The organism is Neoroseomonas eburnea, assembly GCF_018129005.1.
Classification (GTDB): Bacteria; Pseudomonadota; Alphaproteobacteria; order Acetobacterales; family Acetobacteraceae; genus Neoroseomonas; species Neoroseomonas eburnea.
Genome location: NZ_JAAEDL010000012.1, coordinates 15,818 through 41,818, shown reverse-complemented (window position 1 = coordinate 41,818; position 26,001 = coordinate 15,818). Strand labels below are relative to the sequence as shown.

The 26,001-nt window shown below is 70.6% G+C and carries 25 protein-coding genes; 10 read left to right on the top strand and 15 right to left on the bottom strand.

Going from position 1 to position 26,001, the window contains the following annotated elements; all coding sequences use genetic code 11:
• Positions 1-48: 48 nt before the first annotated feature.
• The 8 genes from GXW74_RS13475 to coaBC form a co-directional block, all read right to left on the bottom strand.
• Positions 49-1,380, bottom strand: a complete 1,332-nt coding sequence (locus GXW74_RS13475) for an aspartate aminotransferase family protein (protein WP_211847034.1) — start codon at positions 1,378-1,380, stop codon at positions 49-51.
• A 125-nt stretch (positions 1,381-1,505) separates the two neighbouring features.
• Positions 1,506-2,756, bottom strand: coding sequence for a NupC/NupG family nucleoside CNT transporter (locus GXW74_RS13470; protein WP_211847033.1), 1,251 nt, complete (start codon positions 2,754-2,756; stop codon positions 1,506-1,508).
• Positions 2,753-4,270: a DNA recombination protein RmuC gene (gene rmuC, locus GXW74_RS13465; RefSeq protein ID WP_211847032.1), complete on the bottom strand. Its 1,518-nt coding sequence runs from the start codon at positions 4,268-4,270 to the stop codon at positions 2,753-2,755. Before rmuC ends, GXW74_RS13470 begins: the two co-directional genes overlap by 4 nt.
• A gap of 70 nt (positions 4,271-4,340) precedes the next feature.
• The gene (locus tag GXW74_RS13460; RefSeq protein WP_211847031.1) at positions 4,341-4,952 is read right to left on the bottom strand and encodes a carbonic anhydrase; all 612 of its coding nucleotides are present in this window, start codon (positions 4,950-4,952) and stop codon (positions 4,341-4,343) included.
• Positions 4,953-5,132: 180 nt separating this feature from the next.
• Positions 5,133-6,710, bottom strand: coding sequence for a bifunctional phosphoribosylaminoimidazolecarboxamide formyltransferase/IMP cyclohydrolase (gene purH / locus GXW74_RS13455; protein ID WP_408903873.1), 1,578 nt, complete (start codon positions 6,708-6,710; stop codon positions 5,133-5,135).
• Positions 6,711-6,886: 176 nt separating this feature from the next.
• On the bottom strand, positions 6,887-8,230 hold the full coding sequence (locus GXW74_RS13450) for a tetratricopeptide repeat protein (protein ID WP_211847029.1): 1,344 nt from the start codon (positions 8,228-8,230) through the stop codon (positions 6,887-6,889).
• Between the two features lie 43 nt (positions 8,231-8,273).
• Complete coding sequence (dut, locus tag GXW74_RS13445) at positions 8,274-8,732, bottom strand: dUTP diphosphatase (protein ID WP_211847136.1); 459 nt, start codon at positions 8,730-8,732, stop codon at positions 8,274-8,276.
• A 62-nt stretch (positions 8,733-8,794) separates the two neighbouring features.
• Positions 8,795-9,979: a bifunctional phosphopantothenoylcysteine decarboxylase/phosphopantothenate--cysteine ligase CoaBC gene (gene coaBC, locus GXW74_RS13440; RefSeq protein ID WP_211847028.1), complete on the bottom strand. Its 1,185-nt coding sequence runs from the start codon at positions 9,977-9,979 to the stop codon at positions 8,795-8,797.
• 46 nt (positions 9,980-10,025) lie between these two features.
• Between coaBC and GXW74_RS13435 the strand changes: the two genes are divergently transcribed.
• Positions 10,026-10,418 carry a DUF4260 domain-containing protein gene (locus GXW74_RS13435; protein WP_211847027.1) on the top strand — a complete coding sequence of 131 codons (393 nt, stop codon included), beginning with the start codon at positions 10,026-10,028 and terminating at the stop codon, positions 10,416-10,418.
• 10 nt (positions 10,419-10,428) lie between these two features.
• Here GXW74_RS13435 and GXW74_RS13430 read toward each other — a convergent pair whose 3' ends face one another.
• On the bottom strand, positions 10,429-10,836 hold the full coding sequence (locus GXW74_RS13430; RefSeq protein ID WP_211847026.1) for a PaaI family thioesterase: 408 nt from the start codon (positions 10,834-10,836) through the stop codon (positions 10,429-10,431).
• Positions 10,837-10,886: 50 nt separating this feature from the next.
• Complete coding sequence (locus tag GXW74_RS13425; protein ID WP_211847025.1) at positions 10,887-11,636, bottom strand: class I SAM-dependent methyltransferase; 750 nt, start codon at positions 11,634-11,636, stop codon at positions 10,887-10,889.
• 44 nt (positions 11,637-11,680) lie between these two features.
• On the opposite strand from GXW74_RS13425, the gene mutM reads away from it, so the two are divergent.
• The 7 genes from mutM to gyrB all read left to right on the top strand — a co-directional run bounded on the left by mutM (position 11,681) and on the right by gyrB (position 20,963).
• A complete protein-coding gene (gene mutM, locus GXW74_RS13420; RefSeq protein WP_211847024.1) occupies positions 11,681-12,577 on the top strand; it encodes a bifunctional DNA-formamidopyrimidine glycosylase/DNA-(apurinic or apyrimidinic site) lyase in 897 nt (298 codons plus the stop codon).
• A 58-nt stretch (positions 12,578-12,635) separates the two neighbouring features.
• Positions 12,636-13,412, top strand: a complete 777-nt coding sequence (locus GXW74_RS13415; protein ID WP_211847023.1) for an enoyl-CoA hydratase — start codon at positions 12,636-12,638, stop codon at positions 13,410-13,412.
• Between the two features lie 136 nt (positions 13,413-13,548).
• The gene (rpsT, locus tag GXW74_RS13410) at positions 13,549-13,824 is read left to right on the top strand and encodes a 30S ribosomal protein S20 (protein WP_211847022.1); all 276 of its coding nucleotides are present in this window, start codon (positions 13,549-13,551) and stop codon (positions 13,822-13,824) included.
• 262 nt (positions 13,825-14,086) lie between these two features.
• Positions 14,087-15,526: a chromosomal replication initiator protein DnaA gene (dnaA, locus tag GXW74_RS13405; RefSeq protein WP_211847021.1), complete on the top strand. Its 1,440-nt coding sequence runs from the start codon at positions 14,087-14,089 to the stop codon at positions 15,524-15,526.
• A 524-nt stretch (positions 15,527-16,050) separates the two neighbouring features.
• The gene (dnaN, locus tag GXW74_RS13400) at positions 16,051-17,181 is read left to right on the top strand and encodes a DNA polymerase III subunit beta (protein ID WP_211847020.1); all 1,131 of its coding nucleotides are present in this window, start codon (positions 16,051-16,053) and stop codon (positions 17,179-17,181) included.
• A gap of 143 nt (positions 17,182-17,324) precedes the next feature.
• Positions 17,325-18,470, top strand: coding sequence for a DNA replication/repair protein RecF (gene recF, locus GXW74_RS13395; protein WP_211847019.1), 1,146 nt, complete (start codon positions 17,325-17,327; stop codon positions 18,468-18,470).
• A gap of 66 nt (positions 18,471-18,536) precedes the next feature.
• Positions 18,537-20,963 carry a DNA topoisomerase (ATP-hydrolyzing) subunit B gene (gene gyrB, locus GXW74_RS13390; protein ID WP_211847018.1) on the top strand — a complete coding sequence of 809 codons (2,427 nt, stop codon included), beginning with the start codon at positions 18,537-18,539 and terminating at the stop codon, positions 20,961-20,963.
• 295 nt (positions 20,964-21,258) lie between these two features.
• On the opposite strand, the gene GXW74_RS13385 is transcribed toward gyrB, so the two are convergent.
• Genes GXW74_RS13385 through GXW74_RS13365 form a run of 5 tightly spaced genes read right to left on the bottom strand, consistent with a single transcriptional unit; the run spans position 21,259 to position 23,906 of the window.
• Positions 21,259-21,846, bottom strand: coding sequence for a GNAT family N-acetyltransferase (locus GXW74_RS13385; protein ID WP_338148229.1), 588 nt, complete (start codon positions 21,844-21,846; stop codon positions 21,259-21,261).
• The gene (hisH, locus tag GXW74_RS13380) at positions 21,843-22,502 is read right to left on the bottom strand and encodes an imidazole glycerol phosphate synthase subunit HisH (RefSeq protein ID WP_211847017.1); all 660 of its coding nucleotides are present in this window, start codon (positions 22,500-22,502) and stop codon (positions 21,843-21,845) included. Before hisH ends, GXW74_RS13385 begins: the two co-directional genes overlap by 4 nt.
• Positions 22,503-22,514: 12 nt before the next feature.
• Positions 22,515-22,889: a DUF2628 domain-containing protein gene (locus tag GXW74_RS13375; protein ID WP_211847016.1), complete on the bottom strand. Its 375-nt coding sequence runs from the start codon at positions 22,887-22,889 to the stop codon at positions 22,515-22,517.
• A gap of 2 nt (positions 22,890-22,891) precedes the next feature.
• Positions 22,892-23,506, bottom strand: a complete 615-nt coding sequence (gene hisB / locus GXW74_RS13370) for an imidazoleglycerol-phosphate dehydratase HisB (protein ID WP_211847015.1) — start codon at positions 23,504-23,506, stop codon at positions 22,892-22,894.
• Between the two features lie 46 nt (positions 23,507-23,552).
• Positions 23,553-23,906 (bottom strand): PilZ domain-containing protein, encoded by a 354-nt coding sequence (locus tag GXW74_RS13365; RefSeq protein WP_211847014.1) that lies wholly within the window; start codon positions 23,904-23,906, stop codon positions 23,553-23,555.
• A 178-nt stretch (positions 23,907-24,084) separates the two neighbouring features.
• Here GXW74_RS13365 and hslV point away from each other — a divergent pair, with 178 nt between their 5' ends.
• Complete coding sequence (gene hslV / locus GXW74_RS13360; RefSeq protein WP_211847013.1) at positions 24,085-24,645, top strand: ATP-dependent protease subunit HslV; 561 nt, start codon at positions 24,085-24,087, stop codon at positions 24,643-24,645.
• On the top strand, positions 24,642-25,967 hold the full coding sequence (hslU, locus tag GXW74_RS13355) for an ATP-dependent protease ATPase subunit HslU (RefSeq protein WP_211847012.1): 1,326 nt from the start codon (positions 24,642-24,644) through the stop codon (positions 25,965-25,967). The genes hslV and hslU overlap by 4 nt, the downstream gene beginning before the upstream one ends.
• Positions 25,968-26,001 lie beyond the last annotated feature (34 nt).

Sequence of the window (26,001 nt, the reverse complement as noted above, 5' to 3'; positions counted from 1 at the left end):
GGCTCCCGTCAGGTACTGGGTTCGGATGGTGGGGCGCGGTGCCCGCGGTCACAGCCCGGCGACGGCCGCTTCGACGGCCGCGCCGAAGCGATCGACGATCATGGCGATGTCGCTCTCGGTGCAGATATAGGGCGGTGCCAGGATGACATGGTCGCCGTACTTCCCGTCGATTGTGCCACCCATCGGGTAGCAGGCGAGCCCCCGCGCGAAGGCTTCCTTCTTCACCTTCTCGTTCACCGCCAGGGCCGGGTCGAACACTGCCTTGGAGGCACGGTCCTTCACCAGCTCCACCGCCCAGAACAGGCCGCGGCCGCGGATGTCCCCGACATGGGCGTGGTTGCCGAGGCGCTCCGTCAGCCCCTGTTCCAGCAATTCGCCCATGGCCTTCACGTTGTCGAGCAGGTTCTCGTCGCGGATCACTTCCTGCACCGCGAGCGCGGCGGCGCATGCGACGGGATGCGCCTGGTAGGTGTGGCCGTGCTTGAAGGTGCCCGAGCCCCTGGTGAGCGCCTCCACCACCCGGCCGGCGACGAGGATGCCGCCGATCGGCTGGTAGCCGCCGCCGAGGCCCTTGGCGATGACCTGGACGTCGGGCGTCACGCCTTCCTGTTCCCAGGCGTGCAACGTGCCGGTGCGGCCCATGCCGGACATCACCTCGTCCAGGATGAGCAGCGCGCCGTGGCGTTCGCACACCGCCTTCATCGCGGGGAAATAGCCGGGCAGCGCGGCGGCGCAGCCGAGGGTCGCGCCGACCACGGTCTCGGCGCAGAAGGCGATCACGTTCTGCGGGCCGAGGCGCTGGAACTCGGCTTCGAGTTCGGCCGCGAGGCGCGCCACGTATTCCGCGTCCGTTTCGCCGTCATGCCGATCGCGATACGGGTAGCAGGGCGAGACATGGCTGAAGGCGTCCGACAGGATCGGCGCATAGGGCGCGCGGCGCATGGCGTTGCCGCCGGCGGCCAGCGCGCCGAGCGTGTTGCCGTGGTAGGATTGCCGCCGCGCGATGAACTTCGTGCGCTGCGGCTGGCCGGCTTCCAGCGCCCATTGGCGGGCGATCTTCAGCGCCGCTTCCATGCCCTCCGAGCCGGACGACACGAAATAGGCATGCGTCAGCCCGCCCGGCGCGTGGCCGACCAGCATGTCGGCGAGGCGTTCGGCGCTCTCGGCCGTGAACAGCGCGGTGTGGGCGTAGCAGAGCCGGTCGATCTGCGCCTTCATCGCCGCCACGACATGCGGGTGGCCATGCCCGAGGCAGGCGACGGCGGCGCCGCCGGAGCCATCGATCACTTCGTGGCCCGAGGCGTCGCGCAGCCAGATGCCGCGGCCGGAGGCGGCGATCGGCGGGGCTTCGCGCAGGTTGCGGTGGACGATGTGGGTCATGGGTGGCTCCTTCGTCGCGCCATCCTGCCGCCTGCCCGCATTTGGGCAATACCCCGAACCGGTTTCCAAAGGCCTTTCGGCCTTTGGTGGGGAGAGCGCGAGAGGGGCAAAGCCCCTCTCGCCCGCTACGGTGCCGTCAGTACGCCCACCACCGCCCCCGTCATGCAGCAGGCGATGGTGCCGGAGATCAGCGACGGCAGCCCGAGCTTCACGATATCCGTCCGTCGTTCCGGGCACATCGCCGTCATGCCGCCCACCATGATCCCGACCGAGCCGAGGTTCGTGAACCCGCACAGCGCATAGGTCAGGATCAGCCGCGAGCGGTCCGACAGCCCCGCCCCGCCCGAGGCGGCGAGCTCGAGGTAGGAGACGAACTCGTTGATGATCATCTTCACGCCGAGGGAGGAGGCGACCGTCGCCGCCTCGCCCACCGGAATGCCCATGGCCCAGGCCACCGGCCACAGCACCCAGCCGGCGATCTTCTGCAGCGTCAGCCCGGTCAGCGGTTCGATCGCCAGGTTCACCAGTGCGACGATGGACACGAAGACGATCAGCGAGGCCATGATGCCGAGCAGCAGGTTCAGCCCGTCCTGCGTGCCCTGCACCAGCGCGTCCATGCTGCTGTCGTAGAGCTTTTCCGGGATGCCCTCACCGCCTTCGGTCGCGATCTCCCCGTCCGCCGGCGGCAGCATCAGCAGGGCGGCGAGGATCGAAGCAGGCGCCGCGATCAGGCTCGCCGTCATCAGCTGGCCGGCCGCATCCGGCACGACCGGGGAGATGATGAGCGCATAGACCACCAGCGTGTTGCCGGAGATCGTGGCGAGCCCAGCCGTCATCACCACGAACATCTCGGATCGCGTCAGCCGCGCCAGCCAGGCGCGGATCATCAGCGGCGCCTCGACCATGCCGACGAAGACATTCGCCGCCACACTGAAGCCGGTGGCGCCGCCGAGGCCGAAGACGCGCTTCAGCACCCCGGCCATGCCGCGCACCACCCAGGGCAGCACGCCCCAGTGGTAGAGCACCGCCGACAGCGCGCCCACCACCAGCACCAGCGGCAGCGCCTGGAAGAACAGGATGAAGGAGGCACCGGGCCGGTTCTCGGCGAAGGGCAGCGGCCCGCCGCCGAGATAGCCGAAGACCAGCGAGGTGCCGGCCCGGGTCGCGGTGGCGAGCGCATCCACCGCATCGCCGAGCAGGAAGAAGGTGGCGCGCACCGGCGGCACGTTCAGCAGCACGGCGGCGAGGGCGAGCTGCAACCCGATGCCGGCCAAGATCACGCGGATGGCGACACCGCGGCGGAAGCCGCCCAGCGCCCAGGCCAGCGCCGCCAGCAGCAGCAGCCCGGCCGCGGACTGGACCTGCAGGGCGCTCACGATTCATCACCTTCGCCCGGGGGTTCCTCCGCCTCGATGTCGAGCAGGGCGGCGGCGCGGGATCCGTCCACCGCGTCCACGCCGCGCAGCTTGCGCGCCACGGCGCGGGTGCGGCGCTGCGCGTCCTCGATCGTGTTGCCCATGGTGCGCACCTGCTTGCCGAGGCGTTGCAGCACCTCGTCCATCTTGCCCATCTCGGCCTTGGTGGCGCCCAGCAATTCGCGGACCATGTCGGCCTTCTCGCCGAGCGCGATGGTCACATGGCCCATCTGTATGGTGCGCAGCATGGCCGGCAGGAGTGAGGGGCCCAGCACCAGCACGCGGTTGGCGCGGCCGATCTCCTCGATGGCGCCGGGGATGCGGGCGATCTCGGCGTAGAGGCCCTCGGTCGGCAAATAGAGCACCGCGAATTCCACCGTCAGCGGCGGGCGGATGTATTTCTGGGCGATCTTCGCCGCTTCCGCGCGCACCCGCAGTTCCAGGGCACGGCGGGCGGATTTCTCGGCCTCGGCCTCGCCGGCCTCGGAGGCCAGCACCAGGCGGTCCCAGTCCTCGGTCGGGAATTTGGCATCGACGGCAAGGAAGACCTCGCGGCCCGCCTCGCTCGGCATGCGGATCGCGAATTCCACCGCCTCGGCGCTGTCCTCCGACAGCTTCTTGTTCTCCTCGTAGGAGCCGGGCGGCAGGATGTCGTCGAGCAGGGCGCGCACCTGCGCCTCGCCCCAGCCGCCGCGCGTCTTCACGTTGGAGAACAGCCGCTTGATGTCGACGATCTGCGTCGTCACCGCCTGCACGTCGGTCATCGCCTTCTGCACCGCGGCGAACTGGTCGATGACGCGCGAAAAGCTCTCGTTCATCTGCTTCTCGACGGCGGATTGGAGCTGCTCGTTCACCGTCCTCTGGATCTCGGCGAGGCGCGCCTCGTTGCCCTCGCGCAGTTCCTTCAGCTTGGCATCCAGCAGGTCGCGGGCGCGGGCGTTCTCGGCGGCGAGCGTCTCCTGCAGTTTCGCCAGGCCCTCGGCGAAGGCGAGGCGGATCTCGGCGATGCCCTGCGTCACGTCGCGGCGCAGCAGGGCGGTGTCGTCCTTGTGCTCGGTCAGCGCCTTCACCACGGCGGTGCGCTGTTCGGCGATGGCATCGCGCGTCGCCTGGGCGTCCTGGGCCAGGCGGTCCGTCAGCAGCGCCGCATCGGCGGCAAGCCGGTCGAGCACCGCCTTCTCCTGCGCCGAGAGGCGGTCCGCGATGCGGCCGATGCCCTCCCCCAGCGCCTTGGTCTGATCGAGCGCGCCGGCGGCGACGCGGTCGCCGATCGCGCCCGCTTCGCGGCCGAGGCCGCGTTCGAATTCCGCAGGCAAGGCGGCGATGCGTTCGCCCTGTCGGTCCAGCGCCGATTGCAGGTCGGTCAGGCGCTGCGCCAGCACCGGGTCGGGTGCCGGGCGCCGCAGCAGCAGCGCGAGCACCAGCACCGCCACGACCGCCAGACCGCCGAGCAGCGCCAGGCTTTCCGTCGCCATGTGAAGTCCCCCGAGTCGAGGCGGCGAGTCTCGCATCGCGGGCCCGGCGCTGGCGAGGCCCGGACGGGTGTCAGGCGGCGGGGACCGGCGCCCCTTCCGCCGGCACCAGCACAAGCCGGCCCGTCGCCACTCCGAAATGGGCGCCGTGCAGCGTCAGCCGGCCGGCGGCGATCGCCTCCTCCACCCAGGGGAAGGTCAGCAGGTTCGTGAGCGAGATGCGGACCGCCTCGTGCTCGGCGACTTCCTGGCGCTCGACGGGGTTGTCGCAACGCAGCGCGACGTCGCGCGCGCGCTGCGCGATGCCCATCCAGCCGGCGACGAAGTCCTGCGCCTCGGGCGGGGCGCCTTGCAGCAGGGCGCGCACGCCGCCGCACAGCGCATGGCCCATGACCACGATGCGCTCCACCTGCAGCACCCGCACGGCGAATTCGACCGCCGCGCTGGTGCCGTGGAACAGCGCGTCCGGCATGTAGGGCGGCACCAGGTTCGCCACGTTGCGCAGGACGAAGAGTTCCCCCGGACCGGCCGAGAAGATCATCTGCGGGTCCACGCGGCTGTCCGAGCAGGCGATGACCATGGTCCGCGGGCGCTGGCCCTTGGCGGCCAGTTCCTCGAAGCGGGCGCGTTGCTGCGGCCAGGTCTCCTGGCGGAAACGGCGATAGCCGGCGATCAGTTCATCCATTGCGCATGTCCTTCAGCCGGAAGGGTGCTGCCCCTCCGGGCCTCCCCGCCAGAGGCCGCGACGCCCTGGAAACCACGGCTTACCGCCGATGGGAAGAGGCGACTGCACCGCCCGATCCCAGCCAGCGGTTTCCAAAGACCTTGCCGACTTCGGGGGGAGGGGCGGCGCCCCTCCCCCTCGTCAGTGCCGGAAGTGCCGCATCCCGGTGAACACCATCGCCAGCCCTGCCTTGTCGGCGGCCGCGATGACCTCCGCATCGCGGATCGACCCGCCCGGCTGGATGACGGCGGTGGCGCCGGCGGAAGCGGCGATCTCCAGCCCATCGGCGAAGGGGAAGAAGGCATCGGAAGCGACGACGGACCCTTCCGCCAGCGGTCGCTCGAGCCCCGCCGCCTTGGCCGCCGCCTCGGACTTCCAGGCGGCGATGCGGGAGGATTCCGCGCGGTTCATCTGCCCCGCGCCGATGCCCACCGTCGCCAGCCCCTTGGCATAGACGATGGCATTCGACTTCACGTGCTTGCAGACGCGAAAGGCGAACAGCAGGTCGGCCATCTCGGCGCGCGACGGTGCGCGCTGCGTCACCACCTTCAGCGAACCCTCGGTCACGCGCCCGGCGTCGCGCGACTGCGCCAGGAAGCCGCCGGCGACGGACTTGAAGGCGAGGCCCGGTGCGGCCGCGTCCGGCAGGCCGCCGGTCAGCAGCAGGCGCAGGTTCTTCTTCCTCGCGAAGACCGCCTTTGCCGCCTCATCCGCATCCGGGGCGATCACCACCTCGGTGAAGATGGCGGTGATCTTCTCCGCCGCCGCCGCATCGAGCGTCCGGTTCGCCGCCACGATGCCGCCGAAGGCCGAGACCGGGTCGCAGAGCAGCGCCGCGTCCCAGGCCTTGGACAGGTCGCCCGCCACCGCCACGCCGCAGGGGTTGGCGTGCTTGACGATGACGATCGCCGGCTTGTCGAACTCCGCCACGCATTCATAGGCGGCGTCGGTGTCGTTCAGGTTGTTGTAGGAGAGCTCCTTGCCCTGCACCTGCGCCGCCGTGGCGATGCCCGGGCGGTTGGAACCATCCACGTAGAAGGCCGCCGCCTGGTGCGGGTTCTCGCCATAGCGCAAGCCCTGGCGCAGCACGCCAGGCAACGACAGGCGCTGCGGGAAGTCCTGGCCTTCCTGCTTCGCGAACCAGCCGGAAATCGCCGCGTCATAGGCCGCCGTGCGCGCATAGGCCGCGGCCGCGAGGCGCCGGCGCGTCGCCAGCGTGGTGCCGCCTCGGGCCTCGATCTCGGACTGGACTTCGGCGAAGTGGGCGGGTTCGGTCAGCACCGCGACGCCGGCGTGGTTCTTGGCGGCGCTGCGGATCATCGCCGGGCCGCCGATGTCGATGTTCTCGATGCAATCGTCGAAGGAGGCGCCCTGCGCGACCGTCGCCTCGAAGGGGTAGAGGTTGACCGCCACGAGGTCGATCGGCGCGAGGCCGTGCTTTTCCATCTGCGCGACATGCTCGGCCATGTCCCGACGGCCGAGCAGGCCGCCATGCACCTGCGGCACCAGCGTCTTCACCCGGCCGTCGAGGATCTCCGGAAAGCCCGTGTGCTCGCTGACATCCTTCACCGGCACGCCGGCGTCGCGCAGCGCCTTGGCGGTGCCGCCGGTGGACAGGATCTCGACCCCCCGCGCGGCGAGGAAACGGCCGAAATCGATCAGGCCCGTCTTGTCCGAGACGGAAAGAAGGGCACGGCGGATGGGGAGGAGGTCGCTCATGGGGCGGCGCATAGACCCGGGCGAGCCGGGCCGCAACCAAGGTCGGGGGAGGAGAACCTCCCCCGATCCCCCTCCCTTCTTTGTCTTGTGGGAACTGACGTCCGAGGTCAGTCCCCAAGTGCCAAAAAAGGTTGAGGGGGGGCCGGGGGGAGAAGTTCCCTTCTCCCCCCGGCTGATCAATGCGCGACGGCCCTTGCCGCTTCCGCGTACCCGGCGCGCCGTTCCGGCGGCACCGGATGCCGCCCGGCGACGCGCTCCAGCAGCATCCGCGCGTCCTCCTGCATCCCCGCCTTCATCGCGGCATCGAGGAACAATTGTTCCAGCACGTCCTGCTGTGCATGGCTGCCGCCCATCCGGTGCATCACGCCGATGGCCGGGCGCATGGCCTCCACCGCCCGGGCGTGGTCGCCCTGGGCGTGGGCGAGCACCGCCTCGCAGACCGGGATCGCGGCGTCCCGCAGGATCGGCGCCACCGTGCCGGGGCCTGTCGCGGCCTGACGCATCCCGTCCAGCATGCGCGCGGCGGCCTGGGTGCGGCCGGTGGCGGCGAGCGCCATCATCCAGTGCGGCAGGGTGAAGGTGGACAGGCAGTCGCCGATCCGCTCCTCGGCCTTGTCGGCGAGCTCCACCCAGCGGTCGCCGACATCGACGCCGTGGCGCTGCAGGCGGAACAGCATCGAGGCCGCGTTCTGCACGTCGATATAGAGGTCCGGCATGGCCTGGGTCAGCGCGCTGGCGTGGTTGCGGAAGCCGCGGTCGTAGAGGGCCAGCACCTCGGCGTGCTCGCCGCGTTCCAGGTGGTACATGGCGCGGTGCCACCAGAGGTGATGCAGCAGGTTGGAGCCGCCGTCCCAGTGCGGCTCCAGCGCCTTGAGCCAGGCGATGCCCTCCCCGCGCCGTCCCTGCATCTCCAGGATGTGGGCGACGCCATGGGTGGCCCAGAGATCGCCGGGGTCGAGCGCGACGGCGGCGCGGCCGGCTTCCTCGGCCACCTGGTAATTGCCGCATTCCTCGTTGGCGAAGCAGCGACAGGCGAGGATGCTGCCGTAGCCCGGGATGGCGGCCGACCAGCGTGGGGAGACAGCGTCGACCGCGCGCAGCATCTGCCCCGCGCGGCCGAGCCAGAAGGCGCAGAAATGGTGCATCCGGAAAGCCAGGATGTCGTGCGGATGCGCCGCCATGATGCCTTCCCAGGCGGCGAGGGCGCGATCCATCTCGCCATCCGCCCACAGGCCGAGCGCGGCCGCATGGGCGCGCTCGCGGTCATTGCCGGCGAGGCGCGCGGCATTGGCCGCGGCTTCCTGCGCGCGCGGCACCAGCGCGGCGTTGTAGGCGAGCATGGCGAAGACGCCCTGCAGCACATGCGCCATCGGCATCCCGGCATCGAGGCCCATCAGCGCCTTGAGCCTCTGCCCGGCATCGGCGCGGTATTTCAGGTAGCCTTCGACCACGTGATCGAAGGCGGCCGCGGCCGCGTCGGAGGCGACAGTGATGGCGAGGCCCTGGGCATCCTGCGGCATGTCGGTCTGTCCTCCTGCATCCCACCCTTCGCCGGGGCGGCGTCTAGGTTCCGGTGCCGGTCGAACCGAAGCCGCCGGCGCCGCGCGCGGTGTCGGGCAGTTCGGCGACTTCGCGCCAGGCGGCGCGGACCACCGGGGCGATGACGGCCTGGGCGATGCGCATGCCGCGCTCTACCGTGAAGGCATCGGCCCCCGCGTTGAGCACGATCACACCCAGTTCGCCGCGGTAGTCCTCGTCGATCGTGCCCGGGCTGTTCGGCAGCATGATGCCGTTCTTCAGCGCCAGGCCCGAACGCGGGCGCACCTGCAGCTCGTAGCCGTGCGGCAGGGCGATGCGCAGCCCGGTCGGCACCAGGGCGCGTCCGCCGGCGGGGATGGTGAGCGGCGCGTCGACGGCGGCGAGCAGGTCCATCCCGGCCGCGCCCTCGGTGGCGTAGGAGGGGAGCGGCAGGCCTTCGGCGTGAGGCAGGCGAACGACCTCGATGACGGGATCACGGGGCATCGGCTTCGGGCCTCCGGTGCTCATCATCTCCGGCCCCGGCGTCCCGTGGTCATCCGGCGCGGTCATGCCAGCGCCTCCGCGATGCGGGCCGCGAGCCGGCGCGCCACCTCTTCCTTCGCCATGCGGGGCCAGTCCTCCACGCCATTCTCGGTCACCAGGTGCACCGCGTTCTCCGCCCCGCCCATGATGTCGCCGGAGACGTCGTTCGCCACGATCCAGTCGCAGCCTTTCCTGGCGCGCTTGGCGACGGCGTTCTCCACGACCTTCTCCGTCTCCGCCGCGAAGCCGACGACCAGGCGCGGGCGCTTCGGGCCGGCGGTGGCGAGCGTCGCCAGGATGTCCGGGTTCAGCGCGAGTTCCAGCGGCGGCGGCGCTTCGCCGGGCACCTTCTTCATCTTCTGGTCGGCGGCGCGGGCGGTGCGCCAGTCGGCGACGGCGGCGGCGCAGATGGCGGCATCGGCCGGCAGGGCGGCTTCGCAGGCGGCGAGCATGTCGCGGGCGCTTTCCACCCGCGCGACCGTCACGCCGGGCGGGTCGGGCTGTGCCACCGGGCCGCAGACCAGCGTGACGCGCGCGCCGAGTGCGGCAAGCGCAGCCGCGATGGAATGTCCCTGCTTCCCGGAGGAGCGGTTGGCGATGTAGCGCACCGGATCGATCGGTTCATGGGTCGGCCCGCTGGTGACCAGCAGGTGCTTCCCGGCCAGTGGCCCGCCGGCCAGCGTCGCGCGGATCGCTTCCAGCAGCGTCGCCGGTTCCATCAGGCGCCCCGGCCCGCTTTCCGGTTCGGCCATGGGGCCGTTCTCCGGCCCCGCAACCAGCACCCCGCGGGCCCGCAACGCCGCCATGTTGGCGCGTGTCGCCGGGTGTTCCCACATGGCCGGGTTCATCGCCGGCGCCACCATCACCTTGGCTCGCGTCGCCAGCAGCACGCAGGTGGCGAGGTCATCCGTCAGCCCCTGCGCCATCTTCGCCAGCAGATCGGCCGAGGCCGGCACCACCGCGACCAGGTCCGGCCAGCGGGCGAGGCGGATATGGCCGATCTCGGCCTCCGCGGCCCAGAGGTCGTCGTGGACGCGCTCGCCGGTGATGGCGGCGAGGGCTTCCTTGGTCACGAAGCGCGCGCCGCCGGCGGTGAGCACGGCCATCACCTGCGCGCCCTCCTTGCGGAGCAGGCGGGTGAGTTCCAGCGCCTTGTAGGCGGCGACGGAGCCGGAGACGATGAGTAGGATGCGGCGGCCGGCAAGCATGGGGCGGACCCTAGCCCGGCGAGGCGATGCAGGCGAGGGGCGGGCGATGGCACCAGAGGCGGAGATGGCGACGGCGCGACCGTGGCTGCGGGCGGAAGGTTTGGCGTTGATGGCCGCGGCGGCCGGTGCCTACGCGGTCCTGGACGGCAACTGGTGGGCGTTCGCGCTGCTGTTCCTGGCGCCCGACCTGACCATGCTCGGCTACCTCGGCGGCCCCAGGCTGGGGGCGGCGCTCTACAATGCGGGGCACAGCACGATCGGCCCGCTGGCGCTCGCCGCGGCGGGCTCCGCGTGGTGGCCGGCGGCGCTGCCGGTCGCGATGATCTGGCTGGCGCATATCGGCTTCGATCGCGCCCTCGGCTACGGGCTGAAGTCCCCCGCGGGGTTCGGCGTCACCCATCTCGGCCGGGTCGGCCGGCGCGCCGAAGCTGCGGGTTGAGGCTCGTGCCTCAGCCCGGCTGGCAGACGAGCGTTGCGGTCATGGTGGCGCAGAGCCGTTCGCCCTGCGGTCCGGTGCAGAAGATGTCGGCCCGTGCCACGCTCAACAGCTTGCCTGCCCGGATCACCTCGGCCCGCGCCATCGCGTCGCCATCGGCCGGACGCAGCAGGTTGAGCTTGAACTCGGCGGTCAGGACGTTGGCGCCCTCGGGCATCAGCGTGTAGGCGGCGAAGCCGCAGGCGGTGTCGGCGAGGGTGGTGAGCGCGCCGGCATGCAGGAAGCCGTTCTGCTGCGTCAGCGCTGGGCGGCGAGGCAAATGCAGCGCACAGCGTCCGGGGGCCACCTCGCCCAGCGAGATGCCGAGATGGGCGAGCATGGGCTGGGCGGCGAAGATGGCGGCGATGCGCTGGGCCGGCATGGGCGCTCCTTCCCTTTTTCGGGGGAGAAGTTCCCTTCTCCCCCCACCCTTCACAACCGCCACCCCGTATGGATCGCCACGATCCCGCCCGACAGGTTCCTGACTTCCACCCGCTCCATGCCTGCCTGGCGCATCATCCCTGCCAGCGTCTCCTGGTCCGGGAACATGCGGATGCTCTCGGCGAGGTATTCGTAGCTCTCGCGGTCCTTCGCGACCTTTTCGCCGATGGCCGGCAGGGCCTTGAAGGACCAGGCGTCGTAGAGCGGCACCAGGGCCGAGATCTCCAGCCGCGAGAATTCCAGGCAGTGGAAGCGTCCGCCCGGGCGCAGCACGCGCCGCGCCTCGCGCAGCACCGCGTCCTTGTCGGTGCAGTTGCGCAGGCCGAAGGCGATCGAGACCTTCTCGACGCTGCGATCGGGCAGCGGGATGTGCTCGGCATCCACGACCATGAAGTCGAGGCCCGCCGCCAGCCCGCGATCCAGCGCGCGCCTCTGCGCGACTTCCAGCATCGCAGGGTTGACATCGGTCAGGATCACCCGCCCCGCGCCGCGCTCCTTCGCGAGGAAGGAGATGTCCCCCGTCCCGCCCGCGAGGTCGAGCAGCGTCTCCCGCGGCGAACAGCCGATGGCGTTGACGAAGATGCGCTTCCACACCCGATGGATGCCGAGCGACATCAGGTCGTTCATCACGTCGTAGCGCGGCGCCACGCTTTCGAAGACCTCCCGCACCAGGCCGGCCTTCTCGGCGCGGGGTACGGTGCGGTAGCCGAAATCGGCGCTGTCCTGGGGGCTGTCGTTCATCGTGCGGCCACCATAGCGTGGCGGCCGGGATAGCGGGAGGGACCATGCCCGAACTGCCGGAAGTCGAGACGGTGATGCGCGGCCTGGCCGCCGTGCTGCAGGGCCACCGCATCACGGAGGTCGAGGTCCGCCGCCACGACCTGCGCTTCCCGTTTCCCGCCGACCTGGCGCGAAGGGTCGAGGGGCGACGCGTGCTCTCCTTCCGACGGCGGGCGAAATACATGCTGATGCGGCTGGAAGGGGGCGAGAGCCTGCTGATCCACCTCGGCATGTCCGGGCGGATGGTGGCGCGCCGCGCCGGCGAGCCGCCGGCATCGCGCATCGGGCCGCAGGGGGCGGTGTCCGACGCGCGGGGCCACAATGCGCCGCCGGAGGCGCACGAGCACCTGGTGCTCGCCACCGACCACGGATGGCGCGTGGGCTTTGTGGACCCGCGCCGCTTCGGCGCCGTGGACCTGGTGCCGACGGCGCAGGAGGACGCGCACCGCCTGCTCCAGGGTCTCGGCCCGGAACCGCTGGAGGGCGCCTTCACCCCCGCCATGCTGTCCGCCGCGCTCGCGGGCAAGCGCACGCCGATCAAGGCGGCGCTTCTGGACCAGGGCGTCGTGGCAGGTCTCGGCAACATTTATGTATGTGAGGCGCTGTACCGCGCCGGCATCTCCCCCCGCCGGCTTGCGCAGACCTGCACGGGCGCGCGGGCCGAGCGGCTGGTGCTGGCGATCAGGGCGGTGCTGACGGAAAGCATCGGCGCCGGCGGATCCTCGCTGCGCGACTATGTCCGCGCGGATGGGGAGCTCGGCCGCTTCCAGGACCGCTTCGCAGTGTATGGGCGGGAGGGCGAGCCCTGTCCGTCCTGCCCCGGCGTGCCGCCCTGCCAGGGCATCCGGCGCATCGTGCAGTCCGGCCGTTCCACCTTCTTCTGCCCCAGGCGGCAGCGTTGAGGGGATCGGCGGGCTGGGCTACAGGCGAAGCACCGAAACACGGCGAGGAACGCGGCGCATGGCCCATGAGATGATCCTGACGGAGACCCAGGGGAAGGTCGCCGTCATCCGGTTGAACCGCCCGCAGGCGCTGAACGCGCTGTGCGACCAGCTGATGACCGAGCTCGGCGACGCGCTGCGCGGCTACGACAAGGACCCCGCCATCGCCGCCATCGTCATCACCGGCAGCGACCGGGCCTTCGCCGCCGGCGCCGACATCAAGGAAATGAAGGACCGCACCTATCCGGCGGTCTATTTCAACGATTTCATCGGCGAGCGCTGGGAGACGGTGCTCGAGATCCAGAAGCCGGTGATCGCCGCGGTCGCTGGCTTCGCGCTCGGCGGCGGTTGCGAGCTCGCCATGATGTGCGACCTGATCATCGCCGCCGACACCGCGAAGTTCGGCCAGCCGGAGATCAACCTCGGCATCATCCCCGGTGCCGGCGGGTCGCAGCGCCTGACGCGCGCCGTCGGCAAGTCCAAGGCGATGGAGATGATCCTGACCGGCCGCATGATGGATGCCGCCGAGGCGGAGCGGTCCAACCTGGTCTGCCGCGTCGTTCCGGCTGCGGAGCTGCTCGCCGAGGCGGTGAAGATCGGCGAGAAGATCGGCGCGCTCTCCGCCCCGTCGGTCGCGATGGCGAAGGAGGCGGTGAACGCCGCCTTCGAGAGCACGCTCAAGGAAGGCGTGCGGACCGAGCGCCGGCTCTTCCTCAGCCTGTTTGCCACCGAGGACCAGAAGGAAGGCATGTCGGCCTTCGCCGAGAAGCGCAAGCCGGCCTTCCGCAACGGCTGATCGCGCGTTTCATGGAATTCGCCGCGCCCTTCGGCTTGACGGGCCGCAGGGCGCGGCATTAGAACCCCCGCCTTCGCTGTGGCCGGTCTGCCGGCCGCGGCCCTTCGAACCATCGTGTATGTGAACCGGAAGCCCCATGGCGAACACCGACTCTGCGCGCAAGCGCATCCGCCAGACCGAGAAGCGCACTGCGCGCAACAAGGCGCGGAAGTCTCGCGTGCGCACCTTCGTGCGCAAGCTGGAGGAGGCGATCGCGTCCGGGGACAAGTCCGCCGCGCAGGAGGCGTTCCGCGCCGCGCAGCCGGAGTTGCAACGCGCCGCGACCAAGGGCACGCTGCATGCGAACACGGTGGCGCGGAAGGTGTCGCGCCTGTCCGCGCGCGTGAAGGCGCTCGGCGCAGCCGCCGTCTGATCGGCGCCGCCTCTGCGGCGGCGTGATTCTGCATATCGATTACTTGGCAACGTGGCAGTCGTCGCGGAGTTCTCCGCGGCGCTGTTGCGCGTTCTTCTTGTCGTCGTACCATCGTCACCTTCGGGCAATTGTGTCTTGCGGCGAATGCCGGGCGCATTAGTCTTGAGCCGACAGGGGGAGTTTCCTCGACCGTCGGCTCCGTGAGGGCAGCGGCGAGGTGCGGACGAAAAGGTCCAGGCATCACGACGTGGCAGGGGGGTCCATGGAGAAGCAAGCCGGTTCTGGTCCCGCGCTCTCCGTCGCTTCCATGGGTGAGGCCTGGGCCCGCATCCGAGGTCGCTTGCGCGAGGAAGTGGGCGAGGTCGAGTACCGCACCTGGCTCCGCCAGATGACGCTTGCCGGCATCGAGGGCGACGAAGCCGTCGTCGTGCTGCCGACGCGATTCCTCTGCGACTGGGTTCGCAGCCACTACGGCGACCGGCTGCGCGCGCTCTGGCAGCAGGAGAATTCCGGCGTGCGGCGCGTGGACGTGCGCGTCGGACCGCAACGCCCCGCCGAGGAAGGCGAGGACGACGCCGCCCCCGCGCGCGAGGCCGCGCCCCGCCGCAACGGCCTGGCCGAACCGCTCGCCGGCCGCAATGGCGCCGCCGTGCGCGCCGCCGATCCGCGCGGCGACTGGTCCGCGCCGCTCGATCCGCGCTTCACCTTCGATACCTTCGTCGTCGGCAAGCCGAACGAATTCGCACATGCCTGCGCGCGCCGCGTGGCGGAGAAGCCGGCCATGCCGGGCTTCAATCCGCTCTTCCTCTATGGCGGCGTGGGCCTCGGCAAGACGCACCTGATGCACGCCGTCGCCTGGGCGATCCGTGGCGGAGAGGGCGGTCGCAACGTCGCCTACATGAGCGCCGAGAAGTTCATGTACCGCTTCATCGCCGCGCTGCGCAGCCAGTCCACGATGGAATTCAAGGAGAGCCTGCGCTCCGTCGACGTGCTGATGGTCGACGACCTGCAATTCCTGATCGGCAAGGACAACACGCAGGAAGAATTCTTCCACACCTTCAACGCGCTGGTCGATGCCGGCAAGCAGATCGTCGTCAGCGCCGACAAGTCGCCGTCCGACCTCAACGGATTGGAGGACCGGCTGCGCACCAGGCTCGGCTGCGGCATGGTCGCCGACATCCACGCCACCACCTACGAGCTGCGCCTGTCCATCCTGGTCGCCAAGGCCGCGGCGGCGGGCGTCGAGGTGCCGAAGAGCGTCATCGAGTTCCTGGCGCACAAGATTACGTCGAACGTGCGGGAGCTGGAAGGCGCGCTGAACCGCCTGATCGCGCACGCCAACCTGTTCGGCCGCGCGGTGACGCTCGACGGCGCGCAGGAAGTGCTGCACGACATCCTGCGTGCCCACGACCGCCGCGTGACGATCGAGGAAATCCAGCGCAAGGTCGCCGAGCACTACAACATCCGGCTGACGGACATGTCTTCCGCCCGCCGTGCGCGCGCGGTGGCGCGACCGCGCCAGGTGGCGATGTATCTTGCCAAGCAGTTGACATCCCGCTCGCTGCCGGAGATCGGGCGGCGCTTCGGCAATCGTGACCACACGACCGTGATGCACGCGGTCTCGCGCATCGCGGAGCTGATGCAGGCGGATGCGGCCTTCGCCGAGGATGTCGAGCTTCTCCGGCGGATGCTCGAGACATGATATCCGGTGGCATGAAGGCCTGATCTGCGGCCCACAGGGCAGGCCTAGCGGCCGCCGCCACCAGCGCAGTGAGCCGGGCGCAGCGTCCGCGCCTCGGGACGTATTGCATCGAGGGGGCCTGCCCCCTCGAGCTCCCCCGGCAGGGGACACGGTCCCCTGCACCCGCGAGAACTCAAGTGTTGGTTCCCAAAGGCCTTAAGCCTTTGGCGGGGAGAGTTTGAGAGGGGCGGAGCCCCTCTCAAGCCGCCAGCCTGGCAGGCGCCCTGCACCGCGCGGTACCGGAGCCGCTCATCCGCATCCTTCCGGCGGGCCCCGCTTTCCCTAGATTTTCCGCGCCCTTCCCCCGGGCTTTCCCGCCTTTCCCCGCCTGACTCGCGCTGATATGGTGCCGCCCCCTCGGCAGGCGGCCGCGCGGGCCGATTCGGCCCCGGCCGCCGGGCGGGGGCTCTGGGGGACAACGCGGTCCCGCGCGGCCCGCGTCGGGCCGGGCGGCGGCCGCCCAAGGATCGGGGCGTCGGGCTGCGATGAAGTTCACGGTGGACCGGGCGGTGCTGCTCAAGGCTCTGGCCCATGTGCAGAGCGTGGTGGAGCGGCGGAACACCATCCCCATCCTCGCCAATGTGCTGATCGATGCGAAGACCGATGGCAGCCTGACGCTGACCGCGACGGACATGGAGATCGCGGTGGTCGAGGAGGTCGCCGGCGTCACCGTCACGCGCGGCGGCCGCACCACGGCGCCGGCGGGTACGCTTTACGAGATCGTGCGCAAGCTGCCGGAGGGCGCGCGCATCGAGCTCGACCATGGCGGCGGCGACGGGCCGCTGACGCTGCGGGCGGGCAAGTACAACACCTCCCTCGCCGTGCTGCCGGTGGACGACTTTCCCTCGATGACGGAAGGCCGCCTGCCGACGAAGTTCGCGATCAAGGCCGGCGTGCTGCGCGACCTGATCGACCGCACGCGCTTCGCCATCAGCACCGAGGAGACGCGCTACTACCTCAACGGCATCTATCTGCATGCCGCGGAGGCCGACGGCACGCCGGTGCTGCGCGCTGTCGCCACCGACGGCCATCGCCTGGCGCGCGTCGAGGAGCCGCTGCCCGAAGGTGCCAAGGGCATGCCCGGCGTCATCGTGCCGCGCAAGACGGTCAACGAGGTACGCAAGCTCGCGGAGGAGATGCAGGACGAGATCGAGATCCGCCTGTCGGACACCAAGATCCGCTTCGACCTCGGCACCGTCTCGCTGACCAGCAAGCTGATCGACGGCACCTTCCCGGAATACGAGCGCGTCATCCCGCGCGGCAACGACAAGAAGCTGACCGTGCCGAAGAAGGATTTCGAGGAGGCCGTCGCGCGCGTCGCCGCCATCAGCAGCGAACGGTCGCGGCCGGTGAAGCTGTCGATCTCGCGCAACAACCTGCTGCTCTCCGCCGCCAGCCCCGACCAGGGGCAGGCGCAGGAGGAGCTGGAGGGCGATGCCGTGAGCTACGAGAGCAGCCCGCTCGAGATCGGCTTCCAGGCGCGCTACCTGACCGACATCACGGCGCAGATCGGGGAGAAGGTGGAGTTCCTGTTCGCCGACGGGGCGGCGCCGACCATCGTCAAGGATGAGGCGAAGCCGGAGGCGCTGTACGTGCTGATGCCGATGCGCGTCTGAAGGAAGGTCGGGGGGTGGGAACTCCCCCCCGAATCCCCCCTCCTTCCTTGTGACCTCTGCGGCTCGCCGGAGGCAAGACGCCCAGCCAGAAAAGGGAGGGGGCCCGGGGGAGGTTCTCCTCCCCCGGAACCCTGCGAGGTTCCGTGCTCCGCCTGGTTCGCCTCCGTCTCACCAATTTCCGCTCCTGGTCCTCGCTCGAGGCGCACTTCACCGCGCCCGTCGTCGCGATCTCCGGGGAGAACGGCGCCGGCAAGACGAACCTGCTGGAAGCCATCTCGCTGCTCGGCCCCGGCCGTGGCCTGCGCGGCGCGCGCATGGCCGAGCTCGGCCGCCGCCTGGACGGTGCCGCGTGCCCCTGGGCTGCCGCCGGGCGGTTCTCGACCCCGCACGGAGAATTCGACCTCGGCACCGGGGTGGACCCCGAGGGCGCCTCGGAGCGCCGCCTTTTCCGCCTGGACGGCCAGCCCGTGCGCACCCAGTCCGACCTTGCCGAGCGCGTCGCCGCGGTCTGGCTGACACCGCAGATGGACCGGCTGTTCCAGGAAGGTGCGACGGGCCGGCGCCGCTTCCTCGACCGCCTGGCCTGGGCGCTGGAACCAGCCCATGCGCGGGAGGTCGCGGCGCACGACAACGCCATGGCCCAGCGCAACCGGCTGCTGGCCGAAGGGCGCGGCGATGCGCGCTGGCTCGCGGGGCTGGAGGACGCGATGGCGCGGCATGCGGTGGCCGCCACCGCCACGCGGCGCGCACTGGTGCTGCGGCTGAACGCGCTGATGGCCGCCGGGACTGCCACGGGCGCCTTTCCTGTGGCGCGGATGGAGCTGCTCTGCCCGATCGCCGCAGCCCTGGCCGAGCAGCCCGCGTTGGCGGTGGAGGACGCGCTGCGGGAAGCGTTCGCTGCCGACCGCAGGCGGGATGCGGCGGCCGGCGGGGCGGCGCGCGGTGCGCACCGGGCCGACATGACGCTGATCCACCTGGCCAAGGACCAGCCGGCCGAACTGTGCTCCACCGGGGAACAGAAGGCGCTGCTGGTCTCGGTGGTGCTGGCCCATGCCGCGCTGATCGCCGAGGCCCGCGGCTTCGCTCCGCTGCTGCTGCTCGACGAGGTCGCCGCGCATCTCGATTCCACCCGGCGGGAGGCGCTGTTCGCCGCCCTTGCCGCGCTGCCCGCGCAGTCCTTCCTGACCGGCACGGAAGCCGAGGCTTTCCGCCCGCTCCAGGGCATCGCGGACATGTTCCGGGCGGGGGGAGGAAAGCTGCTGCCGGAGGGCGAAACCGGGTCGCACTGAGGGGCGAAAAAGCCTATATACGAAGTCAGCTTTCGCCCCCCTTCCAGCCAGGAGTGAGCGCGCCGCATGAGCGAGCCCGCGCGTCCCGAATCCGACGCCTACGACAGCGCCTCCATCACCGTCCTCCGTGGCCTGGAGGCCGTGCGGAAGCGGCCTGGCATGTACATCGGCGACACCGATGACGGTTCCGGCCTGCACCACATGGCGTTCGAGATCATCGACAACGCGGTGGACGAGGCGCAGGCGGGCTTCGCGACCTGCTGCCTCGTCACGCTGAACGGCGACGGCTCCGTCACGGTGCGCGACGACGGGCGCGGCATCCCGGTGGACATCCACCCCGAGGAAGGCGTGAGCGCGGCGGAAGTCGTGCTGACGCGGCTGCACGCGGGCGGCAAGTTCAACCAGAATTCCTACAAGGTCTCGGGTGGCCTGCACGGCGTCGGCGCCGCGGTGGTCAACGCGCTCTCCGAATGGATGGAGGTGCGCATCTGGCGCGACGGGCGCGAACACCGGCTGCGCTTCGAGCACGGCGACACCGTGGTGCCCTGCGAGGTCATCGGGCCGTCGGATCACCCGACCGGCACCGAGGTGACCTTCAAGCCCTCCGCGCTCACCTTCACGAAGACCGAGTTCGATTTCGCCGTGCTGGAACGCCGCCTGCGCGAGCTGGCCTTCCTGAACTCCGGCCTGCGCATCTCGCTCCGCGACGAGCGCAGTCCCGAGGTGCAGGAGACCGAGTTCCACTTCGACGGCGGCCTGGTCGCCTTCGTCGAGTGGCTCGACAAGGGCAAGACGCCGGTGTTCAGCGCGCCGATCAGCGTCGTCTCCAAGGAGCAGGACGGCATCCGCGTGGAGCTCGCGCTGCGCTGGAACGATTCCTATCACGAGACGATGCTCTGCTTCACCAACAACATCCCGCAGCGCGACGGCGGCACGCACATGGCGGGCTTCCGCCAGGCGCTGACGCGCGTGCTGGGCAAGGTGGCGGACGGGCTGGCGAAGAAGGACAAGGTGACGCTCGCCGGCGAGGACATGCGCGAAGGCCTGACCGCCGTGCTGTCGGTGAAGGTGCCGGACCCCAAGTTCAGCAGCCAGACCAAGGAAAAGCTGGTCTCCTCCGAAGTGCAGCCGGTCGTGCAAGTCGCCGTCGCCGACGCGCTGACCCATTGGTTCGAGACGCATCCCAAGGAAGCCAAGGATGTCGTCGGCAAGATCATGGACGCCGCCGCGGCGCGCGAGGCCGCGCGCAAGGCGCGCGAGCTGACGCGGCGCAAGGGCGTGCTCGACGTCTCCTCGCTCCCCGGCAAGCTCGCCGATTGCCAGGAACGCGACCCGACGAAGTGCGAGCTCTTCCTCGTCGAGGGTGATTCGGCAGGCGGTTCCGCCAAGCAGGGCCGCGACCGCGCCTTCCAGGCGATCCTGCCGCTCAAGGGCAAGATCCTGAACGTCGAGCGCGCGCGCTTCGACAAGATGCTGTCCAGCGCCGAGATCGGCACGCTGATCACCGCGCTCGGCACCGGCATCGGCCGCGGCGACATCAGCGAAGGCGGCTTCGACCCCGGCAAGCTGCGCTACCACCGCATCGTCATCATGACCGACGCGGACGTGGACGGCTCCCACATCCGCACGCTGCTGCTGACCTTCTTCTTCCGCCAGATGCCGGAGCTGATCACGCGCGGCCACCTCTACATCGCGCAGCCGCCGCTCTACCGCGCCAAGCGCGGCAGCGAGGAGCGCTACCTCAAGGACGACCGCGCGCTCGAGGACTTCCTGCTCGAGAAGGCGTTGCACGGCGCCTCGATCCGCTTCTTCGACGGGCGGCTGCTGACCGCCGACGACTTGCGTGCCGAACAGGAGTTCCACCGCCAGGCGAGCTCGCGCATCCGCCGGCTCGCCGGCGCCCTGCCGGCCGAGATCGTCGAGCAGGCCGCCGTGGTCGGTGCCCTGACCCTGGATCCGGACCGTGCGCTTTCGGCCGCGCAGGCGCTTGCCGCGCGGCTGGATGCGCTGGCGCCGGAGAATGAGCGGGGCTGGAAGGCGACGGCCGACGCGGCCGGCCTGTCGGTGTTCCGCACCGTGCGCGGCGTTGCCGAGCATCACGCGCTGGAGGCCACCGCGCTGCGCAGTGCGGAGGCGCGCTGGCTCGACGAGCGGCGGGAGCGCCTCGCGCGCGACTTCGGCGCGGAGCCCGCGGTGCTGGTGCTCGGCGCGAACGAGCACGCCGTCCACGGCCCGATGGCCGCCTTCGACCGCCTGATCACGGAGGGCCGCAAGGGCCTCGCCATCCAGCGCTTCAAGGGGCTGGGCGAGATGAACCCCGATCAACTCTGGAAGACCACGCTCGACCCCGCGGCGCGTACGCTGCTCCGGGTGAAGGTGGAGGATGTGGAGGATGCCGAGCAGGTCTTCTCCACCCTGATGGGCGATCTGGTGGAGCCGCGCCGCGACTTCATCGTCGGCAATGCGCTGAAGGTGGCGAACCTCGACGTGTGAGAGGCCGCTCGGACTGGGCCGAATGGCGCAGCCCCGAGTGCAGGCCGATAGCGGAGCGGCTTCCATTCGCCCTCGCTCGCGGAAGCCGCTCCGGCCGCCTGATTCTCGCGAGAATCTTCACCCGACCCGGTGAACCCACCTGATCGGGTTCCGCTATGGCCTTCCCGGACGGTTCCCGATGCCGGCCATCCGGAGGATCGACCCATGTGCGGCCGCTATCGGCTTTCGGGCCGGATGGGGCGCCAAACCACCCGCTCGCCGGCGTCCGGCGCGCGGCGACCGGCGATGACCGCCGCTATGCGGCGCCGTCGATCAGTTCGCCGGTACTGCGCCCGCGGCCCGGCTCCAGCGTCTTGGTGTAGAAGTGCCCCGCCACGGTCTGGCCGCGCACCCGCGCATAGTAGGGGTGCGTGCCCCAGTGCAGGTAGCCGAGGCTCTCGAACAGCGCGATGGCGGTCGCCTGCGTCTCGCGCACATCGAGGTTGATGACGCGGTGGCCCAGCGCCGCCGCTCGCTCCTCCGCCTTTCCCACCATCATGCGCGCCAGGCCGAAGCCGCGGGCATAGGGGGCGACATAGGCGTGGGTCAGCGTCGCGGCGAAGGCCTGCGCCTCGTTGTTGCGGGGCGGGCGGACCAGCAGGGCGGACCCCACCACATGCCCATCCAGCCGGGCGACGAAGAGCTCGCGTTCGGGCACCAGCAGCACGCCGCGGAAATGGCGTTCGAGCGCGGCGCGGCCCTGCGGCTCGACCCAGCCGAAGCCGCCGCCCTCGATGATCGCGGCATCGGTCGCCTCGGCGAGGTCCGCGAGGTCGGCATCCGACAGGCGCTCGACGCGCTCAACCGCCAGGTCGCGCCCGGACTGCGGGGAGGCCGAGTTCACGGCTCCCACCTCAGGAAGTTCGCCAGCATCCGCAGTCCGACCGGTCCGCTCTTTTCCACGTGGAACTGCAGCCCGGCCAGGTTGCCGCGCGCAATGATCGCGGTCACGGGACCGCCATAGTCGGTGGTGGCGATGCAGTCCTCGGCGTCCTCGACCTCATAGGCATAGGAGTGCACGAAATAGACCTGGTCGCCGGGTTTCACCCCGTCCAGCACCGGGTGGTAGCCTTCCTCGAAGGACAGCGCGTTCCAGCCCATCTGCGGCAGAGGCAGCGGGGCGCCGTCGGCGCCGCGCGGGTCCATCGGTGCGACGATGCCCTGGATCCAGCCGAGACCCGGCGTTTCCCCGTGCTCGAGTCCCTTGGTCGCCATGAGCTGCATGCCGACGCAGATGCCGAGGAAGGGCACGCCCATGCCGCGCACCCGGTCCTCCAGCGCCTCGACCACGCCGGGCAGGGCGTCGAGCCCGCGCCGGCAGGCGGCGAAGGCGCCCTGGCCGGGCAGCACGATCCGGTCGGCCTCCCGCAGGTCGGCCGCCGAGGTGACGACACGGATGACGGCCTCGATCTCGTGATCCTCGGCCGCCTTCTCGAAGGCGCGCACCACCGAGGCCAGGTTGCCCGAGCCGGGATCCACCACCGCAACGCGCTGCACCATCGAAGGTCCCCCTTACACCGCCGCGCGCGCCAGGTCCGGCCGGAAGGCGGCAAGGTTGAGGAAGGCCGCGTCCTCGTCCCGTGCCACCAGCATCGCCTCCGGCCGGAAGCCCCTGAGGCCCAGCCACCAGGCTTGCAGGTTTCGTGCCTCGAAGCCGATGAAGAGTTGCACACCGGCCAGCACCACCGGCGCCACGGCCGGCGGCAGCGATGCGCCGAGCGCCACGACCGCCGCGGCATGCAGCGCCGCCAGCGCGAACAATCCCTTCGAGAGGAACCACGGCGTCGGCAGCAGCAGCGCGCCCCAGGAAAAGCCGTCCCGCACCAGTAGGGTCCGCGGCGCCTTCCGTTCGGAGGGCGGCCTCGCCAGCACCATCCAGACTCGCATCCTCAGGCCTCCAGAACGCCCTTGGTCGAGGGGATCGCCCCGCCGGCCCGCGGATCGGGTTCGGTGGCCTCCCGCAGCGCCCGCGCCGCCGCCTTGAAGCAGGCCTCGGCGACATGGTGCGCGTTGGTGCCTGCCTTCAAGGTCATGTGAAGGGTGATGCCGGCGTTGAAGGCGAGGGCGCGGAAGAACTCCTCGAACAGCTCGGTATCCATCTCGCCGACCTTGTCGCGGGCGAAGGGGACCGACCAGGCGAGGAAGGGGCGGCCCGAGATGTCGATGGCGCATTCGGCCAGCGCCTCGTCCATCGGCAGCAGGGCGGCGCCGTAGCGGCGGATGCCGCGCTTCTCCCCAAGGGCCTTGCGCAGGCACTGGCCGATGACGATGCCCACATCCTCGGTGGTGTGGTGGAAATCGATGTGCAGGTCGCCCTTGGCCTCGACCGTCATGTCGAACAGCGCATGGCGGGCGAGGGCGGTCAGCATGTGGTCGAGGAAGCCGATCCCGGTCGTGACCTCGGCGCGGCCGGAACCATCCAGGTCCAGGGCCACGCGGATGGCCGTCTCGGCGGTCTCGCGGGTGATTTCGGCGCGGCGCGGCGGGGTGGTCAGGCCTTCCATGGGGCGCTTCCTACGCCCGGGGGCGGGTTCGCCGCAACTTGCCTGCTCAGGCGTCCGGTTGCCGGGGGGGCTCGGCCAGGATGTCGCGGATCGTCTCCCGCGCCAGGGGCGAGAGCGCGGTGAAGGCGAGGCCGACGCGCCCGCCCTCCGCGACGACGACCCGCACCGGCAGGACGGCGGTACCGAGGACCAGATGCCCCTCATCCCCCGGCGCCGCGATGTCGGAGGGGGCTTCCACCCCGGCGCCGCCTTCCGAAAGGTCCAAGAGGTTCACGGCCAGCTTCCGCGTCGCCAGCTCCAGCCGCGCACCGCACCCGATGGGCCGGCGGTCCTCGCCGCGGCGGTCGGACCTGGCGCGACCTCCGGCCGGGGTGGCGGCCGTGTGCCGCAGGGGGGGCATTTCGGAACGGTTCACGGTTCCCATAGAGACATGGCGAATGTTAACGGGGTGCTAACGGGGCGTCGCCGGCTTGGCATCCGTCGTGCCGGAGCCGCCCGGGCACGGGGAGCACTCCCGGCCGGCGGCGGTGGATCCCCCGTTGAGTCGGGGCCCCGGTCAGCCCAAATACCCGACCATCATGAACTCCCCACAACACGACCCCCTCGGGTGGCACGGCACCACCATCCTCTGCGTGCGCAAGAACGGGCGCGTCGCCATGGCGGGCGACGGCCAGGTCTCGCTCGGCCAGACGGTGGTGAAGGGCAATGCCCGCAAGGTCCGCCGCATCGCCAACGGCAAGGTGCTCGCAGGCTTCGCCGGCGCCACCGCCGATGCCTTCACCCTGCTCGAAAGGCTGGAGGCGAAGCTCGAACGCTTCCCCGACCAGCTCGAACGCGCCTGCGTCGATCTTGCCAAGGATTGGCGCACCGACCGCTACCTGCGCCGCCTCGAAGCCCTGCTGGCGGTGGCCGATTCCAAGCGCAGCCTGCTGCTGACCGGCCAGGGCGACGTGCTGGAGCCGGAGGATGCCATCATCGGCATCGGCTCCGGCGGCAACTACGCGCTCTCCGCCGCGCGGGCGCTGCTGCCGGTGGACGGCATCGAGGCGGAGGAGATCTGCCGCCGCGCCATGAAGATCGCCGCCGACATCTGCGTCTACACCAACGGCAACATCGTTCTTGAAAGCCTCGAAGCGTGAGTGAAGCCGTCAACCTGAGCCCGCGCGAGATCGTCTCCGAGCTCGACCGCCACATCGTCGGCCAGCAGGACGCCAAGCGCGCCGTCGCCATCGCCCTGCGCAACCGCTGGCGCCGCCAGCAGCTTCCGGAAGGGCTGCGCGAGGAGGTGGTGCCCAAGAACATCCTGATGATCGGCCCGACCGGCGTCGGCAAGACCGAGATCGCCCGCCGCCTCGCGAAGCTCGCCAACGCGCCCTTCCTCAAGGTGGAAGCCACCAAGTTCACCGAGGTCGGCTATGTCGGCCGCGACGTCGAGAGCATCGTCCGCGACCTGGTGGAATCCGCCATCACCATGGCGCGCGAGCAGGCGCGCCGCGGCGTGCAGGCCAAGGCCGAACTCGCCGCCGAGGAACGCCTGCTGAACGCCCTGGTGGGCGAGGGTGCCTCGGGCGAGACGCGCATGAAGTTCCGCCGCATGCTGCGCGAAGGCCAACTCGAGACCCGCGAGGTCGAGGTGCAGGTGGCCGATGCCGGCGGCGGCATGCCGATCGGCATGATCGACCTGCCCGGCGCGCAGGGCGCGCAGATGCAGAACATGCAGGAGATGCTCAGCCGCATGTTCGGCGGCCGCCAGAAGCCGCGAAAGATGAGCGTGGCCGAGGCGCGCATCGCGCTGACGAAGGAGGAAGCCGACAAGCTTCTGGACCAGGACGCGCTGGTGCGCGACGCGGTCTCGAACGCGGAGTCCAACGGCATCGTCTTTCTCGACGAGATCGACAAGGTCTGCGCCCGGACGGGCGAGGGCGGCTTCCGTGGCGGCGACGTCTCCCGCGAGGGCGTGCAGCGCGACCTGCTGCCGCTGATCGAGGGCACCACCGTCACGACCAAGCACGGGCCGGTGAAGACGGACCACATCCTCTTCATCGCCTCCGGCGCCTTCCACCTCGCGAAGCCGTCGGACCTGCTGCCGGAACTGCAGGGGCGGCTGCCGATCCGGGTGGAGCTCGCGGCGCTGACGCGCGACGATTTCTGCCGCATCCTGACCGAGCCGGAGCATTCGCTGCTGAAGCAGTACACGGCGCTGCTCGGCACCGAGGGCGTGACGCTCGACTTCGCGCCGGACGCGGTGGAGGCGCTGGCGGACCTCGCCGCGGAGATCAACGCGAGCGTCGAGAACATCGGCGCGCGGCGCCTGGCGACCGTGCTGGAACGGCTGCTGGAGGAAGTGTCCTTCACCGCCTCCGATCGCAGCGGGGAGACAGTGCGGGTGGATGGCGAGATGGTGCGCGGCAAGGTGGCGCCGCTCGCCGGCAGTGCGGATCTGTCGCGCTTCATCCTGTGAGGTCGGCGGACGGCTGAGAGGGTGCTGAGGGAAC

Coding starts and splice junctions, on each gene's coding strand:
- GXW74_RS13475 (WP_211847034.1), bottom strand. CDS start 1,380: ATGACCCACATCGTCCACCGCAACCTGCGCGAAGCCCCGCCGATCGCC.
- rmuC (WP_211847032.1), bottom strand. CDS start 4,270: ATGGCGACGGAAAGCCTGGCGCTGCTCGGCGGTCTGGCGGTCGTGGCG.
- GXW74_RS13460 (WP_211847031.1), bottom strand. CDS start 4,952: ATGGATGAACTGATCGCCGGCTATCGCCGTTTCCGCCAGGAGACCTGG.
- purH (WP_408903873.1), bottom strand. CDS start 6,710: ATGAGCGACCTCCTCCCCATCCGCCGTGCCCTTCTTTCCGTCTCGGAC.
- GXW74_RS13450 (WP_211847029.1), bottom strand. CDS start 8,230: ATGCCGCAGGATGCCCAGGGCCTCGCCATCACTGTCGCCTCCGACGCG.
- dut (WP_211847136.1), bottom strand. CDS start 8,732: ATGCCCCGTGATCCCGTCATCGAGGTCGTTCGCCTGCCTCACGCCGAA.
- coaBC (WP_211847028.1), bottom strand. CDS start 9,979: ATGCTTGCCGGCCGCCGCATCCTACTCATCGTCTCCGGCTCCGTCGCC.
- GXW74_RS13435 (WP_211847027.1), top strand. CDS start 10,026: ATGGCACCAGAGGCGGAGATGGCGACGGCGCGACCGTGGCTGCGGGCG.
- GXW74_RS13430 (WP_211847026.1), bottom strand. CDS start 10,836: ATGCCGGCCCAGCGCATCGCCGCCATCTTCGCCGCCCAGCCCATGCTC.
- GXW74_RS13425 (WP_211847025.1), bottom strand. CDS start 11,636: ATGAACGACAGCCCCCAGGACAGCGCCGATTTCGGCTACCGCACCGTA.
- mutM (WP_211847024.1), top strand. CDS start 11,681: ATGCCCGAACTGCCGGAAGTCGAGACGGTGATGCGCGGCCTGGCCGCC.
- GXW74_RS13415 (WP_211847023.1), top strand. CDS start 12,636: ATGGCCCATGAGATGATCCTGACGGAGACCCAGGGGAAGGTCGCCGTC.
- rpsT (WP_211847022.1), top strand. CDS start 13,549: ATGGCGAACACCGACTCTGCGCGCAAGCGCATCCGCCAGACCGAGAAG.
- dnaA (WP_211847021.1), top strand. CDS start 14,087: ATGGAGAAGCAAGCCGGTTCTGGTCCCGCGCTCTCCGTCGCTTCCATG.
- dnaN (WP_211847020.1), top strand. CDS start 16,051: ATGAAGTTCACGGTGGACCGGGCGGTGCTGCTCAAGGCTCTGGCCCAT.
- gyrB (WP_211847018.1), top strand. CDS start 18,537: ATGAGCGAGCCCGCGCGTCCCGAATCCGACGCCTACGACAGCGCCTCC.
- hisH (WP_211847017.1), bottom strand. CDS start 22,502: ATGGTGCAGCGCGTTGCGGTGGTGGATCCCGGCTCGGGCAACCTGGCC.
- GXW74_RS13375 (WP_211847016.1), bottom strand. CDS start 22,889: ATGCGAGTCTGGATGGTGCTGGCGAGGCCGCCCTCCGAACGGAAGGCG.
- hisB (WP_211847015.1), bottom strand. CDS start 23,506: ATGGAAGGCCTGACCACCCCGCCGCGCCGCGCCGAAATCACCCGCGAG.
- GXW74_RS13365 (WP_211847014.1), bottom strand. CDS start 23,906: ATGCCCCCCCTGCGGCACACGGCCGCCACCCCGGCCGGAGGTCGCGCC.
- hslV (WP_211847013.1), top strand. CDS start 24,085: ATGAACTCCCCACAACACGACCCCCTCGGGTGGCACGGCACCACCATC.